The organism is Streptomyces sp. NPDC058964, from assembly GCF_042741275.1.
Taxonomy (GTDB): Bacteria; Actinomycetota; Actinomycetes; order Streptomycetales; family Streptomycetaceae; genus Streptomyces.
The window spans coordinates 6,142-20,279 of sequence record NZ_JBHYKH010000117.1 but is presented as its reverse complement, the minus strand read 5'-3'; the positions used below and the strand labels follow the sequence as shown (position 1 = coordinate 20,279).

At 71.8% G+C, this 14,138-nt stretch carries 11 protein-coding genes; 6 read left to right on the top strand and 5 right to left on the bottom strand.

Going from position 1 to position 14,138, the window contains the following annotated elements; all coding sequences use genetic code 11:
* Positions 1 to 173 precede the first annotated feature (173 nt).
* The 5 genes from ACFW2E_RS17040 to ACFW2E_RS17020 are packed head-to-tail and all read right to left on the bottom strand — an operon-like array spanning position 174 to position 5,808.
* A complete protein-coding gene (locus tag ACFW2E_RS17040; RefSeq protein ID WP_384467118.1) occupies positions 174 to 1,484 on the bottom strand; it encodes a DUF58 domain-containing protein in 1,311 nt (436 codons plus the stop codon).
* The gene (locus ACFW2E_RS17035) at positions 1,484 to 2,476 is read right to left on the bottom strand and encodes an AAA family ATPase (protein WP_384467116.1); all 993 of its coding nucleotides are present in this window, start codon (positions 2,474 to 2,476) and stop codon (positions 1,484 to 1,486) included. Before ACFW2E_RS17035 ends, ACFW2E_RS17040 begins: the two co-directional genes overlap by 1 nt.
* Positions 2,473 to 3,672: a DUF4350 domain-containing protein gene (locus tag ACFW2E_RS17030; protein ID WP_384467114.1), complete on the bottom strand. Its 1,200-nt coding sequence runs from the start codon at positions 3,670 to 3,672 to the stop codon at positions 2,473 to 2,475. The genes ACFW2E_RS17035 and ACFW2E_RS17030 overlap by 4 nt, the downstream gene beginning before the upstream one ends.
* Positions 3,669 to 4,451, bottom strand: a complete 783-nt coding sequence (locus tag ACFW2E_RS17025) for a DUF4129 domain-containing protein (protein WP_384467112.1) — start codon at positions 4,449 to 4,451, stop codon at positions 3,669 to 3,671. The genes ACFW2E_RS17030 and ACFW2E_RS17025 overlap by 4 nt, the downstream gene beginning before the upstream one ends.
* A gap of 4 nt (positions 4,452 to 4,455) precedes the next feature.
* A complete protein-coding gene (locus ACFW2E_RS17020; protein WP_384467110.1) occupies positions 4,456 to 5,808 on the bottom strand; it encodes a hypothetical protein in 1,353 nt (450 codons plus the stop codon).
* Between the two features lie 141 nt (positions 5,809 to 5,949).
* On the opposite strand from ACFW2E_RS17020, the gene mtnA reads away from it, so the two are divergent.
* The 6 genes from mtnA to hpf all read left to right on the top strand — a co-directional run bounded on the left by mtnA (position 5,950) and on the right by hpf (position 14,015).
* Entirely contained in the window at positions 5,950 to 7,089 is a 1,140-nt protein-coding gene (mtnA, locus tag ACFW2E_RS17015) for an S-methyl-5-thioribose-1-phosphate isomerase (RefSeq protein ID WP_384467108.1), read from the top strand.
* A 153-nt stretch (positions 7,090 to 7,242) separates the two neighbouring features.
* Entirely contained in the window at positions 7,243 to 7,932 is a 690-nt protein-coding gene (mtrA, locus tag ACFW2E_RS17010) for a two-component system response regulator MtrA (RefSeq protein ID WP_015659998.1), read from the top strand.
* A 1-nt stretch (position 7,933) separates the two neighbouring features.
* Positions 7,934 to 10,024 (top strand): MtrAB system histidine kinase MtrB, encoded by a 2,091-nt coding sequence (mtrB, locus tag ACFW2E_RS17005; RefSeq protein ID WP_384467106.1) that lies wholly within the window; start codon positions 7,934 to 7,936, stop codon positions 10,022 to 10,024.
* Positions 10,014 to 11,831 carry an LpqB family beta-propeller domain-containing protein gene (locus tag ACFW2E_RS17000; RefSeq protein WP_384467104.1) on the top strand — a complete coding sequence of 606 codons (1,818 nt, stop codon included), beginning with the start codon at positions 10,014 to 10,016 and terminating at the stop codon, positions 11,829 to 11,831. The genes mtrB and ACFW2E_RS17000 overlap by 11 nt, the downstream gene beginning before the upstream one ends.
* Positions 11,832 to 12,059: 228 nt before the next feature.
* Complete coding sequence (locus ACFW2E_RS16995; RefSeq protein ID WP_384467102.1) at positions 12,060 to 13,007, top strand: ComF family protein; 948 nt, start codon at positions 12,060 to 12,062, stop codon at positions 13,005 to 13,007.
* 315 nt (positions 13,008 to 13,322) lie between these two features.
* On the top strand, positions 13,323 to 14,015 hold the full coding sequence (gene hpf, locus ACFW2E_RS16990) for a ribosome hibernation-promoting factor, HPF/YfiA family (RefSeq protein ID WP_384467100.1): 693 nt from the start codon (positions 13,323 to 13,325) through the stop codon (positions 14,013 to 14,015).
* The last annotated feature ends 123 nt before the right edge of the window (positions 14,016 to 14,138 follow it).

Sequence of the window (14,138 nt, the reverse complement as noted above, 5' to 3'; positions counted from 1 at the left end):
CTGCGGGGGCCACCAGGGGGTTGTGTCGCCCCCCCCCTAAATATTTTTGTGTCATCCCCCGCACCTTTCGGTGCGGGGGTTTTCTGCGTTCCGGGCAGTTGACCCAGTCCCCTCCTTGTCCCCTCCTTTTTTGGAGCACGGCTTTAACCGATCAGGAGCCGGTCAGGGGCTGATCAGAGTCTGCCGGCCGCCTTCAGGGCCAGATATGCGTCGGCCAGGGCCGGTGCCAGGTCGTCCGGCGTCGCGTCGACGACCGTCACGCCATGGCGACGGAGCTGCTCCGCGGTGCGATGACGTTCCGCCTGGGCCTGTGCGGCTGCCGCGGCCTCGTACACGGCGTCCGCGTCTCCCCGTGCCGTCGCCATGCGGGCGATGTGCGGATCCGCCACTGACGCCAGCAGAACGGTGTGGCGTTGAGTGAGCTGCGAGAGCACAGGCAGCAGACCTTCCTCGACAGGGGCGGCGTCGAGAGTCGTGAGCAGCACGATCAGAGAGCGTCGCGGGGCCGTCCGAAGTGCCGTGGCGACTAGGCCTCGTGCATCCATCTCGACGAGTTCCGGTTCAAGCGTCGCCATCGCGTCGACCAGGGCCGGGAGGACGTCCCGTGCCGCTCTGCCCTGGACCAGGGCGCGTACGCGGCGGTCGTAGGCGAGAAGGTCGACTCGGTCGCCGGCCCGGGACGCGAGCGCGGAGACGAGGAGGGCCGCGTCCATGGAGGCGTCCAGGCGCGGGGCGTCGCCGACGCGACCGGCGGAGGTGCGGCCGGTGTCGAGGACCAGGAGGATGTGGCGGTCGCGTTCGGGGCGCCAGGTGCGTACGGCGACCGCGGACTGGCGGGCCGTGGCGCGCCAGTCGATGGAGCGGGTGTCGTCGCCGGGGACGTATTCGCGCAGACTGTCGAACTCCGTTCCCTCGCCGCGGGTGAGGACGCTGGTGCGGCCGTCGAGCTCACGCAATCGGGCGAGTTTCGACGGAAGGTGCTTGCGACTGGTGAACGGGGGCAGAACCCGTACCGTCCAGGGAACCCTGTGGGCACCCTGGCGGGAGAAGAGGCCGAGGGGGCCGTAGGAGCGGATGGTCACGCGGTCGGCCTGGCGGTCGCCGCGGCGTGTGGGGCGTAGGCGGGTCGTCACACGCCGGCGCTCGCCGGACGGCACGGTGAGACGGTGGCGGGATGCAGTGATCTCCGTGCCGGGCTGCCAGCTGCTGGGCGGCCATGCGTCCCTCAGCTGGGCACGCAGGAGGCGGCGGGACGGATTGGTGACGGTGAGCGTGACGTCGGCGGTCTCGCCCAAGCGCGCGGAGGTGTCGCCGGAGCGGGTCAGGACGAGGCGTCGTACAGGTGCCGCGAGTGCGAAGTCGCAGGCGCACGCCACGGCCAGTGGGGCGTTCACCGCGAGGATGCCCGCCCAACCGGGTTCCAGGATTCCGACGGGGAGCGAGCCGAGGGCCGCGAGGAGAGCGGCGCGTCCGGTGAGCGCCATCAGCGGGGGACCGGGACGTGGGCGAGGATCGCGTTGATGACGGCGTCCGCCGTCACTCCCTCCATCTCGGCCTCGGGGCGCAGCTGTACGCGGTGACGGAGGGTGGGCAGGGCCAGGGCCTTCACGTCGTCGGGGATCACATAGTCGCGGCCGGTCAGCCAGGCCCAGGCGCGGGCCGTCGAGAGCAGCGCGGTGGCTCCGCGGGGTGACACGCCGAGTGTGAGCGACGGCGATTCGCGGGTGGCACGGCAGATGTCCACGACGTAGGCGGTGATCTCGGGGGAGACCGCGGTCTTGGCGACCGCGGTGCGGGCGGCTTCCAGGTCGGCGGGGCCCGCGACAGGTCGTACACCGGCAGACCGCAGGTCACGCGGGTTGAAGCCCTCGGCGTGGCGGGTGAGGACGTCGATCTCGTCCTGACGTGATGGCAGAGGGATCGTCAGTTTGAGCAGGAAGCGGTCCAGTTGTGCTTCCGGGAGGGGATACGTGCCCTCGTACTCGACGGGGTTCTGCGTCGCGGCGACAAGGAACGGCTCGGGGAGCGGGCGGGGGGTGCCGTCGACCGTGACCTGGCGTTCCTCCATGGCTTCCAGGAGGGACGACTGGGTCTTCGGCGGGGTCCGGTTGATCTCGTCGGCGAGGAGGAGGTTGGTGAAGACCGGGCCGGGCTGGAAGGAGAACTCCGCGGTGCGCGTGTCGTAGACCAGGGAGCCCGTGACGTCGCTCGGCATGAGGTCGGGGGTGAACTGGACTCGCTTGGTGTCGAGTTCGAGTGCGGATGCGAGGGTTCGGACGAGCAACGTTTTGGCGACTCCGGGGACTCCTTCAAGGAGAACGTGTCCGCGGCAGAGGAGTGCGACGACGAGGCCGGTCACGGCGGGGTCCTGGCCGACCACGGCTTTGGCGATCTCGGCGCGCAGGGCTTCCAGGGAGGCGCGGGCGCTGCCCGGACCCCCGGCGTACCCGGCGTTGTCAGCGGTCGGGGCCATCATGAACGGCGTACCTCTCTTTCGAGGGCGTCGAGTTGGTCGGTGAGTGCGACGAGGGCCGCGTCGTCGCCCGGCGGCGGGCCGAAGAGGAGGGAGTGCAGGGTCTGTCCGTCGCCGTGGAGGTGGGCGGACAGGGCGGGGAGCAGGGCCTCGGGAGCGTGCGCCTGTGTGACGGGGACGCCCAGGAGCGGGGCCAGGCGGGTGCGGGTGGTGGAACGCAGGGCGGCGGCCGCGCGGTCGCGTGCGTTGGCCTTGCGGTAGAGGCGGGCGCGGCCTTCGACGGTTTCGGAGGCGCGGATCACGACGGGGAGTCTTTCGGGCACGAGCGGGCCGAGTCGGCGTGCCCGCCAGAGGGCGGCCAGGGCGGCGGCGATGAAGAGCTGGAGTGTGCCCCAGAGCCAGCCCGGCGGCAGCAGGTCGAGGAAGCCCTTGTGGTCGTCCGTGTCGACTGCCGAGGAGTCGGAGAGCGAGGGGAGGTACCAGACCAGATGAGGGCGGGAGCCGAGGAGCTGGAGTGCGAGCGAGGCGTTGCCCTGCTCGTCCAGGCGGTCGTTGTAGAGGATGTCGGGTGCGCCGAGGACGACGGTGTCGCCCCCTCCGGAAGCCGCAGGGACACGCAGAAGGGTGGCCAGCCGGTCGCTGGGGTAGCACGAGTCCGCGTCGAGACGGGTGGTGGTGTAGCGGATGCCACCGGTGTCGGCGGATCCCGCGCGCCGGGCGGCGGGCATGGCGCAGTCGGGGGACAGAGTGGAGTCGATGCTGGTGGCGGGGTCGGCGGTCACGCCAGGGGCGAGCCGCTCGACGGACGAGCTGCCGGCGGCGACGAGGACGGTGCGTCCTCCGGAGTGGGCTGTCGCGGAGTGCAGTGCCGTCTGTTGACGGCGGGTCAGCAGGTCGGGGGCCGCGACCAGGAGAGTGGTGTCTCGGCCGGCCGCTGCACGGGCCTGGTCCAGGGTGTCGACCACGCGGGTGGTCACGCCGCGCTCGGCGAGGAGATCGGCGACGGCGCGACTGCCGTAGGGATCGACGGAGCGCGGGTCGAGAGCACCGTGCCGGAGGTCGGAGCGTACGACGGCGATCGCTACGGCCCCCACCAGCAGCAGTACGACGGCGAGTACGACACCCCGCGTGCGGGTCCACACGTGGCGGGCGGTGGGCGAGGCCGAGGTGGACGGGAGCGTGGTGGCCCCGGTGGTCATTCGGCGGCCCCCTGGCGGTTGTTGTGGGCCGTGCTGTGGGCCTTGCTCACGAGGACCGGCTTGGTGCCTTCCAGGTCGCGGTCGAGCTCGGCGATGCGCTGGTACGACCGCTCGCCGGCTCTGCGTCCGCCGTATGTCACGTCGTCGAACTCCCGGGCGGCGGCCCCCAGCCGGTCGGCGTGGGAGGGGAGCGTGCGGCCGGCTTCCGCTGCCGCCTCGTCGGCGGTGCGGCCCGGGCGGACGTCGAGCAGGGCGCGCTCCTCGAGGGCGCGGACGATGGCCCGCATGCGCTCCTGGAGGGCCTGGTTCCAGTGGCCCTGGGCGGCGTGTGCCTCGGCGGCCGCACGGTGTTCGGCGGCGCTGCGCGGACGGTCGTCGAACAGGGCGGGGGTGGAGGTGGGCCGGCGGCGCGGGGTGCCCAGGCGCCACCAGAGGGCGGCCAGGACCGCGACGACGGCCAGGATCACGACCAGGAGGCCGATCGCCCCTCCGGGAGTTGCCGCGGAGGCGGCGCCGAACACTCGGTCGAGCCAGTTCCAGAAGGCGTCCAGGGCCCGTTGGAACAGGCCGGGGTCGTTCTCGTGGTACATCCGCTTGGACAGCTCGCGCCGTGCCGCCTCTCGCGCCGGGTCACGCGGGATGGTCACCGGCGGCTCGTCGCCCGAGCGCGCCAGTGACAGCACGGCCGTGCGGCCGAGGCGCGTAAGGCCTCGTACGGCCGCGCCGGTGGCGCGCGGCAGGTCCGGCGCCGTTGTGAGTACTCCCCCCGCCAGACTCACCCCGTCAGCTCCCCGGTGTGGTGCCTGGGGTGCCGCCGTAGCCCTGGACGCCGGCGGCACGGGCCAGTTCGAGGTCGAGGGCCTCGCGGCGGATGCGCTGGTCGATGTAGAGGAGCACGGTCACACCGGCGGTGATCGGGAACGTGATCATGGAGCTGATCACCGAGCCGATCCCGGTGATGATGAGGAACGCCCAGCCGGGGTCGCCGTTGCTGCCGTCGAGGAGGTTGGAGACGCCGTTGCCGCTGACCGCGGCGGCGATCGCGCCGAAGGGGATGGCGATGATCAGCGAGATGATGAACGCGATGATCACGGCGAGCAGCTGGATGCCGAAGACGCGCCACCAGGAGCCGCGGACCAGTTTCATCGAGCGGCCCATCGACTTCAGGATGCCCTGCTTCTCCAGCATCAGAGCGGGCGAGGCGAGGGAGAAGCGGACCATGAGCCAGAGCGTGGCGAGGGCGGCCAGGAAGATGAGGATGCCGGCGACGCCGCCTCCTCCGCCGGAAGCGGCCACGAGGAGGCCGGGCAGCACGCCGCACAGGATCACGCCGAGGGCGATGAGCGGCAGCAGAAGGACCAGGCCGAAGAGTCTGGGGATCTGAGGGCGGGCGTCGCGCCATGCCTCGTTGGTGGTCACGGGCTTGCCGAGCACGGCACGGCTGGTGACGGTCGTGAGCAGTGCTGTCGCGACGATGGTGCCGATCAAGGAGACCAGGGCGACCACGCCGGAGCTGACCATGACGTCGCCCATGGCGTGGGTGACTTCGCTCAGACTGGCGTTCGGGTCGTTGAGCGTCTCGGTGTTCGCGCCGTCCTTCAGGACGAAGCCCTGGAGCAGAGTGACGAGGACCTCCGTCACCACGGCGACGGTCAGCGAGATGCCGAGGACCGTGCGCCAGTAGGTGCGCATGGTGGAGACGGCGCCGTCGAGGATCTCGCCGACGCCGAGCGGACGCAGCGGGATCACACCGGGCTTGGCCGCGGGCGGCGGTCCCCCCCAGCGGCCGCCCCAGGCTCCGTATGCGCCGGGTCCCGGATATCCGGGACCGCCGGGGCCGCCGTACCCGCCGGGGCCGCCGTACCCGCCGGGGTGCTGGCCGCCCCAGCCCGGGCCGGGCGGTGGTGGCGGCGGTGTCGGGCCGGGGGCCGGGGCGCCGGTTGGCGCGGACCAATCGCCAGGTGGCGGCTGTTCCTTGGACCACTTCGAGTCGGTGTCCTGCGAGCCCGTCCCCGATTGTTCGGCAGGCTGTGCGGGGCCGGGCCGGTCGGCGGGTTCGGCAGGGCGGTTCGCGCCGGGTTCCTGCCCGTCGGACGCGGCGGATCCGGGCGAGGCCCAGCCCGGAGTGTCTTTCATCGAAGCTCCTTCACGGTGCCCGTCCGCGGTCGCGGCGGCAGGTTGGCAGCCATCGTGCCATGGGGCGGTTGCCATGTGAGCGGCCGCGGTGTGGGCTGTACACCTTCAATTGTCCTCCGGATACGGGGCAGACTGAACGGCATGGCTGATCACTACGCGCAAACCGGCGAGGACAACAGGCCGACAGGGATACCGGTGATCCGCTGGGAGGAGCCGCCCGAAGGGCCCGTGCTGGTCCTCCTCGACCAGACGAGGCTGCCGGCCGAGGAGGTCGAGCTGGTGTGCACGGACGCGTCGGCGCTGGTCGGGGCGATCCGCTCGCTCGCGGTGCGCGGGGCACCGCTGCTCGGCATCGCGGGTGCGTACGGCGTCGCCCTCGCCGCCGCGCGGGGCTTCGACGTGGACGAGGCCGCCGCCTCGCTCGAGGCTGCCCGGCCCACCGCGGTGAACCTCTCCGTCGGTGTGCGCAGGGCCCGGGCCGCGCACCGGTCCGCGCTCGCCAAGGGCGGGGACGCCCGGCAGGCGGCCGCGGCGGCGCTGGCCGCGGCGCGGGTGCTGCACCGGGAGGACGCCGAGGCCAGCGCACGGATGGCCGGGCACGGGCTGGCGCTGCTCGACGAGCTGCTCCCCGGCGGCGGGCACCGGATCCTCACCCACTGCAACTCCGGGTCGCTGGTGTCGGGCGGTGAGGGCACGGCGTTCGCGGTGGCGCTCGCCGCGCACCGGGCCGGGCGGTTGCGGCGCCTGTGGGTGGACGAGACGCGCCCGCTGCTGCAGGGTGCTCGCCTGACGGCGTACGAGGCGGCGCGCCACGGCATGGCGTACACCCTGCTCACCGACAGCGCGGCCGGCTCGCTGTTCGCGGCGGGGGAAGTGGACGCGGTGCTGATCGGCGCGGACCGCATCGCGGCCGACGGTTCGGTGGCGAACAAGGTGGGGTCCTATCCGCTCGCGGTGCTCGCGCGGTACCACCATGTGCCGTTCATCGTGGTGGCGCCGGTGACAACGGTGGATCCGGAAACGCCGGACGGGGCGTCCATCGAGGTCGAGCAGCGTCCCGGGTACGAGGTGACCGAGGTCGCCGCGCAGGTACCGGTGAGGGAAGCGGGCGCCGGGGTGGCGGTGGCCCCCCTCGGGACCCAGGCGTACAACCCGGCGTTCGACGTGACGCCGCCGGAGCTGGTGACGGCGATCGTCACCGAGGAGGGCGCCGTCTCTCCCGTGACGGCCCAGGCTCTCGCGGAGCTGTGCGCCGGGGCCCGCCGGGCGACGCACGACTGAGAAATGGGCCAGGAGTGCGGTCCCGAACCCCGGCATATGCCCTCCGCGCCTCCACGCCTCGCCCCGTGGGCAGACAGTGACGGTCACATACGACTATCGTCACGGGCCAGTGACCCTCCTCACCAGCACTCCTGTCACTGTTACAAGAATGGGATGATGTCGTTTATGAAGGGACGAGTCCTCGTCGTCGACGACGACACCGCACTGGCCGAGATGCTCGGCATCGTGCTGCGTGGTGAAGGTTTTGAGCCGTCTTTCGTAGCCGACGGCGACAAGGCGCTCGCCGCATTCCGTGAGACCAAGCCCGACCTGGTGCTGCTCGACCTGATGCTGCCCGGCCGGGACGGCATCGAGGTGTGCCGCCTCATCCGGGCGGAGTCGGGCGTGCCGATCGTGATGCTCACGGCGAAGAGCGACACGGTCGACGTCGTCGTGGGCCTGGAGTCGGGTGCCGACGACTACATCGTGAAGCCGTTCAAGCCGAAGGAGCTGGTCGCCCGGATCCGGGCGCGGCTGCGGAGGTCGGAGGAACCGGCCCCGGAGCAGCTCGCCATAGGCGACCTGGTCATCGACGTGGCCGGTCACTCCGTGAAGCGGGACGGGCAGTCGATCGCGCTGACGCCGCTGGAGTTCGACCTGCTGGTCGCGCTGGCCCGCAAGCCCTGGCAGGTGTTCACGCGTGAGGTGCTCCTGGAGCAGGTGTGGGGTTACCGTCACGCGGCCGACACACGTCTGGTCAACGTGCATGTGCAGCGGCTGCGCTCCAAGGTCGAGAAGGACCCGGAGCGGCCGGAGATCGTGGTGACCGTCCGTGGCGTCGGTTACAAGGCAGGGCCGAGCTGACGTGTCCGGGGACAGTGCCGCTTCGGCTCCCGGCCGGTCCGGGGCCCGGCCGGGGCGGCCTGTCGGCCGGAAGGCGGCGGGCTCGCGCTGGGGACGCTACTTCGAGGGCGGGCTGCTGCAGGGTGGAATCCACGGCAGCCCGGTCCTTCGCCTGTTCATGCGCTGGGTGCGCCGACCGCTGCTGCCGGTGATGCGGCTGTGGCGGCGCAACATCCAGCTCAAGGTCGTCGCCACGACCCTGCTGATGTCGCTGGGCGTCGTGCTGCTGCTCGGCTTCGTGGTCATCGGCCAGGTCCGCAACGGACTGCTGGACGCCAAGGTGAAGGCGTCGCAGAGCCAGGCCGCGGGCGGCTTCGCCGTGGCCAAGCAGAAGGCCGACGAGGCTGCCAGCGGCACCGCCGACGACACGACGGCGGGGGACGGGCGGCAGTCGCAGCAGAGCGTCATCCAGTGGATGAGCAATCTCGTGGGGTCGCTCTCCAGCGGCGGCCAGGGCGCCTTCGACGTGGCGACACTGCCTGTGGGCGACGAGAGCGGCGGCGGGCGCAGCCCGCGTGGCTCCGGCCAGGTGGACCCGACGGCGAGCGTGCCGGAAGCCCTGCGCGCGCGGATCAACGACCACGCCGTGGCGGCCCAGAGCTACACCCGCATCGTCTACCGGGACAGCGACAAGGAGTCCCAGCCCGCCCTGGTCATCGGCAAGCAGGTCAACGACCCGAACGGTGACCCGTACGAGCTGTACTACCTCTTCCCGCTCACGCAGGAGGAGAAGTCCCTGAGCCTGGTCAAGGGGACGCTTGCGACCGCCGGGCTCTTCGTGGTTGTACTCCTCGGAGCCATCGCGTGGCTCGTGGTGCGGCAGGTCGTCACGCCCGTGCGGATGGCCGCCGGCATCGCGGAGCGGCTGTCGGCCGGGCGTCTGCAGGAGCGGATGAAGGTCACCGGCGAGGACGACATCGCGCGCCTGGGCGAGGCGTTCAACAAGATGGCGCAGAACCTGCAGCTGAAGATCCAGCAGCTGGAGGACCTGTCGCGGATGCAGCGGCGATTCGTGTCCGACGTGTCGCACGAGCTGCGTACCCCGCTGACGACCGTACGGATGGCCGCCGACGTCATCCACGAGGCACGCGAGGACTTCGACCCGGTGACGGCGCGGTCCGCGGAGCTGCTCGCCGACCAGTTGGACCGGTTCGAGTCGCTGCTCGCGGATCTGCTCGAGATCAGCCGTTTCGACGCGGGCGCGGCAGCGCTGGAGGCCGAGCCGATAGACCTCAGGGAGGTCGTACGGCGGGTTGTCAGCGGAGCCGAGCCGCTCGCGGAGCGCAAGGGAACGCAGATACGCGTCGTCGGCGACCAGCAGCCCGTCGTGGCCGAGGCGGACGCCCGCCGCGTGGAGCGAGTGCTGCGCAACCTCGTCGTCAACGCCGTGGAGCACGGTGAGGGCAGGGACGTCGTGGTCAAGCTGGCCGCCGCGGGCGGTGCTGTCGCGGTCGCGGTGCGCGACTACGGCGTCGGGCTCAAGCCCGGCGAGGCGACCCGGGTCTTCAGCCGCTTCTGGCGGGCGGACCCGGCACGCGCGCGTACCACCGGTGGTACCGGTCTGGGGCTGTCCATCGCACTGGAGGACGCGCGGCTGCACGGCGGCTGGCTGCAGGCCTGGGGCGAGCCGGGCGGCGGGTCGCAGTTCCGGCTGACGCTGCCGCGGACGGCGGACGAGTCGTTGCGGGGCTCGCCGATACCGCTGGAGCCGAAGGACTCGCGCCGCAACCGGGGTCTCAACGACGCCGGTCTGCCGAGCGGGAGCGAGGACAAGCGGGCCACGGTGCCGGTGCAGCAGTCGGGCGGTCAGCCTCCGCTGCCGCCGCGCTCCGCGATCGCACCGCGGCTGGCCGGCGTGACGCCGACGGCCGACCCGACCGCGCTGCCGGGCAACGGTGCGCGCGTGGTGCCCAGGCCCGCCGGCGCCGCTCGGCGCCGGGAGGAAGCGGCGTCCGCCGAGACGGCGCGCGAGGAGACCGGCGGGAGCCGGCCGGACCCGGCGACGGGCGCGGGAGAGTCGAACAAGCCAGGGGAGGCATTTCGTGGGCGCTGACCGCGAGGGGGGCGCCCGGCATCGTCCGGTGCGCGCGGTGGCCTACGCCACGTGCGGTGTCGTACTGCTGGCGGGGTGTGCCTCGATGCCCGACACCGGCGATCTGCGTGATGTCGAGTCCACGCCGCGCCAGGACACGCAGGTGCGGGTCTTCGCCATGCCGCCCCGGGAGGACGCGGGCCCGGGTGAGATCGTGCAGGGCTTCCTGGAGGCGCTGACCAGCGATGATCCGAACTACGACACGGCGCGCAAGTATCTGTCCGCCGAGGCCGCGCGGAAATGGGATCCGGAGCGGTCCACCACGGTGCTCGCCAACGGGCCAGGCACGGCGGAGGACAATCAGACGGGCGGCCGGGAGGACTCCGGCAACCTCACCTACACCCTGGTCGGCAGCAGGGTCGCCACCGTCGACGCGCAGCAGGCGTACTCGCCCGCCGAGGGGCCGTACAGCAGGAAGGTGCATCTCAGCCGGGACCCCAAGAGCCGGCAGTGGCGCATCGACGCGCTGCCGGCGGGTGTCGTGATGGGCAAGTCCGACTTCCAGCGCAACTACATGTCGGTCAACAAGTACTACTTCGCTTCGAACAGTCCGGCCGTGGCGACCGGGCAGTCGGCGACCGTCGCCGACCCGGTCTTCGTGCGCAAGCGTGTGGACCCGATGACGCAGATGGTGCGCTCCCTGCTCGACGGCCCCACGAATTGGCTCGGACCCGTGGTCCGGTCGAGCTTTCCGACCGGTTCGGCGCTGCAGAAGGGCGTCAGTTCGCTGACGCCGGACGACCAGAACAAGCTGATCGTGCCGTTGAACGACAGGGCCTCCCGGGCCGGGTCGGGCAAGTGCGCCGAGATGGCGACCCAGCTGCTGTTCACGATGCAGAACCTGACGCCCGCGGTGGACTCGGTCGAGCTGCAGGGACCCAGCGGCAAGCGGCTGTGCGAGCTCAACGACGACCAGGCCGTGAAGCGCCCCGAGTACCTCTACTTCCTCGACGGCAAGCACCAGATGGTACGGATCGCCGGTGCCACGAGCACCAGCGCCGTGCCCGTGCCCGGCGCGCTGGGCACGGGCGACAGGGAGCTGCGGTCGGTGGCGGTCTCGCGCGACGAGCACACCGCGGCCGGGGTGAGCATCGACGGCAAGTCCCTGTACGTGACGGAGCTCGCGTCGGGCGCCTCGCTCGGGGATCCCGTCGTCCAGAGCCACGGCGCCACCACGGACGACCGGCTGACGACGCCCAGCTGGGACTCGCACGGCGACCTGTGGGTGGCCGACCGTGACCGCGCGAACCCGCGGCTCCTTCTGCTGGAGCAGGGCGCCGGCCGGCCGGTGGAGGTGCAAACCCCGGAACTGTCCGGGCGTATGCGTATCAAGGACGTGCGGGTGGCCGCGGACGGAGTGCGGATAGCGCTCGTCGTGGAGAAGGACCACAAGCAGTCCCTGCTCGTCGGCAGGATCGAGCGGGACGAGAAGGCCGGTGAGCAGCCGGTGGTCACGGTGCGCGGCCAGCGTTCCACGACGCCGGGCTGGGAAGAGGTCACGGCCATGTCGTGGGCCGGGGACAGCCGGCTCGTCGTGGTCGGGCGCGAGCAGGGGGGTGTGCTGCAGATGCGGTACGTCCAGGTCGACGGCTCCGCGCCGGACGGCCTGGCTCCCGCGGCCCTCCCCGGGGTCAAGACCATCGCCGCGTCCGAGGACGACCGGGTCCCGCTCGTGGCGTACTCGGACGACGGGATCGTGCGGCTGCCCTCAGGGGGGCAGTGGCAGACGGTGGTCAAGGAAGGATCGGCACCGGTCTATCCGGGGTGACGTCTCGCGGCAGCGGCCCCCGGTGCACGGCTTGCCCGGCATCACTGGACGGCCCCTCGGCGTGTGCGCGCCGCTCGCGAAGCGCGGGACGCGTGCACGCGCCAGGGCCATATGGCTCCGCGCTCGCACTCGTGCGGGTGACGGAGCGCTACGGTCCGCGCCCGGTTGTCCACAGGGAGTTATCCACAGGGGTGGTCGGCCGGCTCGGGTCTTGGCACAGTGGTGGTCATGCGCGGGTGGTGGCAGGACCTCACCGACCTGGTGCTTCCGGCCGAGTGCGGAGGCTGCGGCAGGCCTCGCACGGTGCTCTGCCCGGAGTGCCGTGCGGCCCTGAGCGGGGCGGCGCCGTGCCGGGTGCGACCGGCGCCGGAGCCGCTCGGGCTGCCGAGGGTGCACGCGGCGGCTCCGTACACGGACGGGGTGCGGGCGGCTCTCCTCGCCCACAAGGAACGGGGCGCGCTGGCGCTCGCGGGCCCCTTGGGCGCGGCTCTGGCGAAAGTCGTGCGTGCGGGGCTCCACGAGGCCGGACCGGCCCGGTCAGGCGTCGCGGGTGTTCCTCCGGGCGCACGAGGTGTTCCCGTCGGTGCACACCGTGTCGGGGTCGTGCCGCCCCAGGGCGGCACGGTGCGGGCCGGTGGCGGTGACGTGCCCGTGCTGCTCGTCCCGGTGCCCTCCGCGCGGCGGGCGCTGCGGGCCCGGGGTCACGACCCGGTGCGGCGGATCGCGCTCGCGGCAGCCGGTGAGCTGCGGCGGAGCGGGACACCGGCCCGGGTGGCCGCGGTGCTGCGGCAGCGGCGTGCCGTGGCCGACCAGTCCGGGCTCAACTCCCGGCAGCGGCTGCGCAATCTCGCGGGCGCGCTGGAGGTGGCAGTCGGCGGTGCCCGGCTGCTTCTGGGCGGCCCCGTCGTGCTCGTCGACGATCTGATGACGACGGGGGCCTCCCTGACCGAGGCGGCGCGGGCCGTTCGGGTGGCGGTCCGCGACGGCTGGACAACGGCCGTGTATGTGCGCGCAACTCGGGAAGGAAGGGAGGAACAGACGGGAGGATCAAGGGAAGAGAGGGCGAACCGCCGGTACGGGACGCCGGGAATGGCAGGGGTGAACCTTGCCGGGCAGCCGGTCTGCGCGGCAGTGGTCGCGGCCCCTCCTGATTCCTTCGAAATAAACCGGAACTGACTGCGAACTTGCATCGTTGCAGGTAGTGAGAGGGCCAATTCACCTGAATGGAGGTACGCCTCAGTAGAGGGTGACGACATCCGTCCGGGCGAGATATGTTCGGTTGTGAGGGAAAGGCGCAGGCCACACCTCTCATATCCGAATGCCGTGCTGCGGGTTTTCCGCAATCACCCGCGGCGATGGGGTGGAGATCTTGCCCATGGGGGAGGAGGAGGTGGAAGTCACCGAGTCCGAGGTTCCGGGGCTCACCGGGACCTGGTGCAAAAGGGAGATGCTCCGCAGTTGGAGCGGAGCGATCCGGGAACGGAGTTCTGCGTGGACATCGTCGTCAAGGGCCGCAAGACCGAGGTGCCCGAGCGGTTCCGCAAGCACGTGGCCGAGAAGCTGAAGCTGGAGAAGATCCAGAAGCTCGATGGCAAGGTGATCAGCCTCGACGTCGAGGTGTCCAAGGAGCCCAACCCCCGACAGGCCGACCGGTGCGACCGAGTGGAGATCACGCTCCGCTCCCGCGGTCCGGTGATCCGGGCGGAGGCAGCGGCCAGCGATCCGTACGCGGCACTCGACCTGGCGGCGGAGAAGCTGGATGCCCGGCTGCGCAAGCAGCACGACAAGCGTTTCTCGCGGCGCGGCGCACGCCGGATTTCAGCCGCGGAGGTCCCTGACCACGTCCCGGGCGCGGCGACGCTCAATGGGAACGGCCACCCCGTCCACGAGGAAGAGCCGGACGGAGTGCCCACCAAGAAGATCGGCTCGCTGGAAGTCAAGGGCGAAGGCCCGCTCATTGTCCGCGAGAAGACCCACGTCGCCTCTCCGATGACCCTCGACCAGGCCCTCTACGAGATGGAGCTGGTCGGGCACGACTTCTATCTGTTCGTCGACTCCGAGACCAAGGAGCCGAGTGTCGTCTACCGGCGGCACGCCTACGACTACGGCGTCATCCACCTCAGCACGGACCCGATGGTCGCCCAGGCGCAACCCCCGGCGGCAGGCGGCACGCTGGGCGGCTGACCCGCCGGCTGATGGCTGAGCCGGGGGGCCCGGGGGGCGCCGGCGCCCCCCCGGGCCCCCGCGGGCGGCCCCCGAGCGCCCCGGGAGGGTTTAAAAAAAACAGCGGCCCCCCCCCCAGGCAGG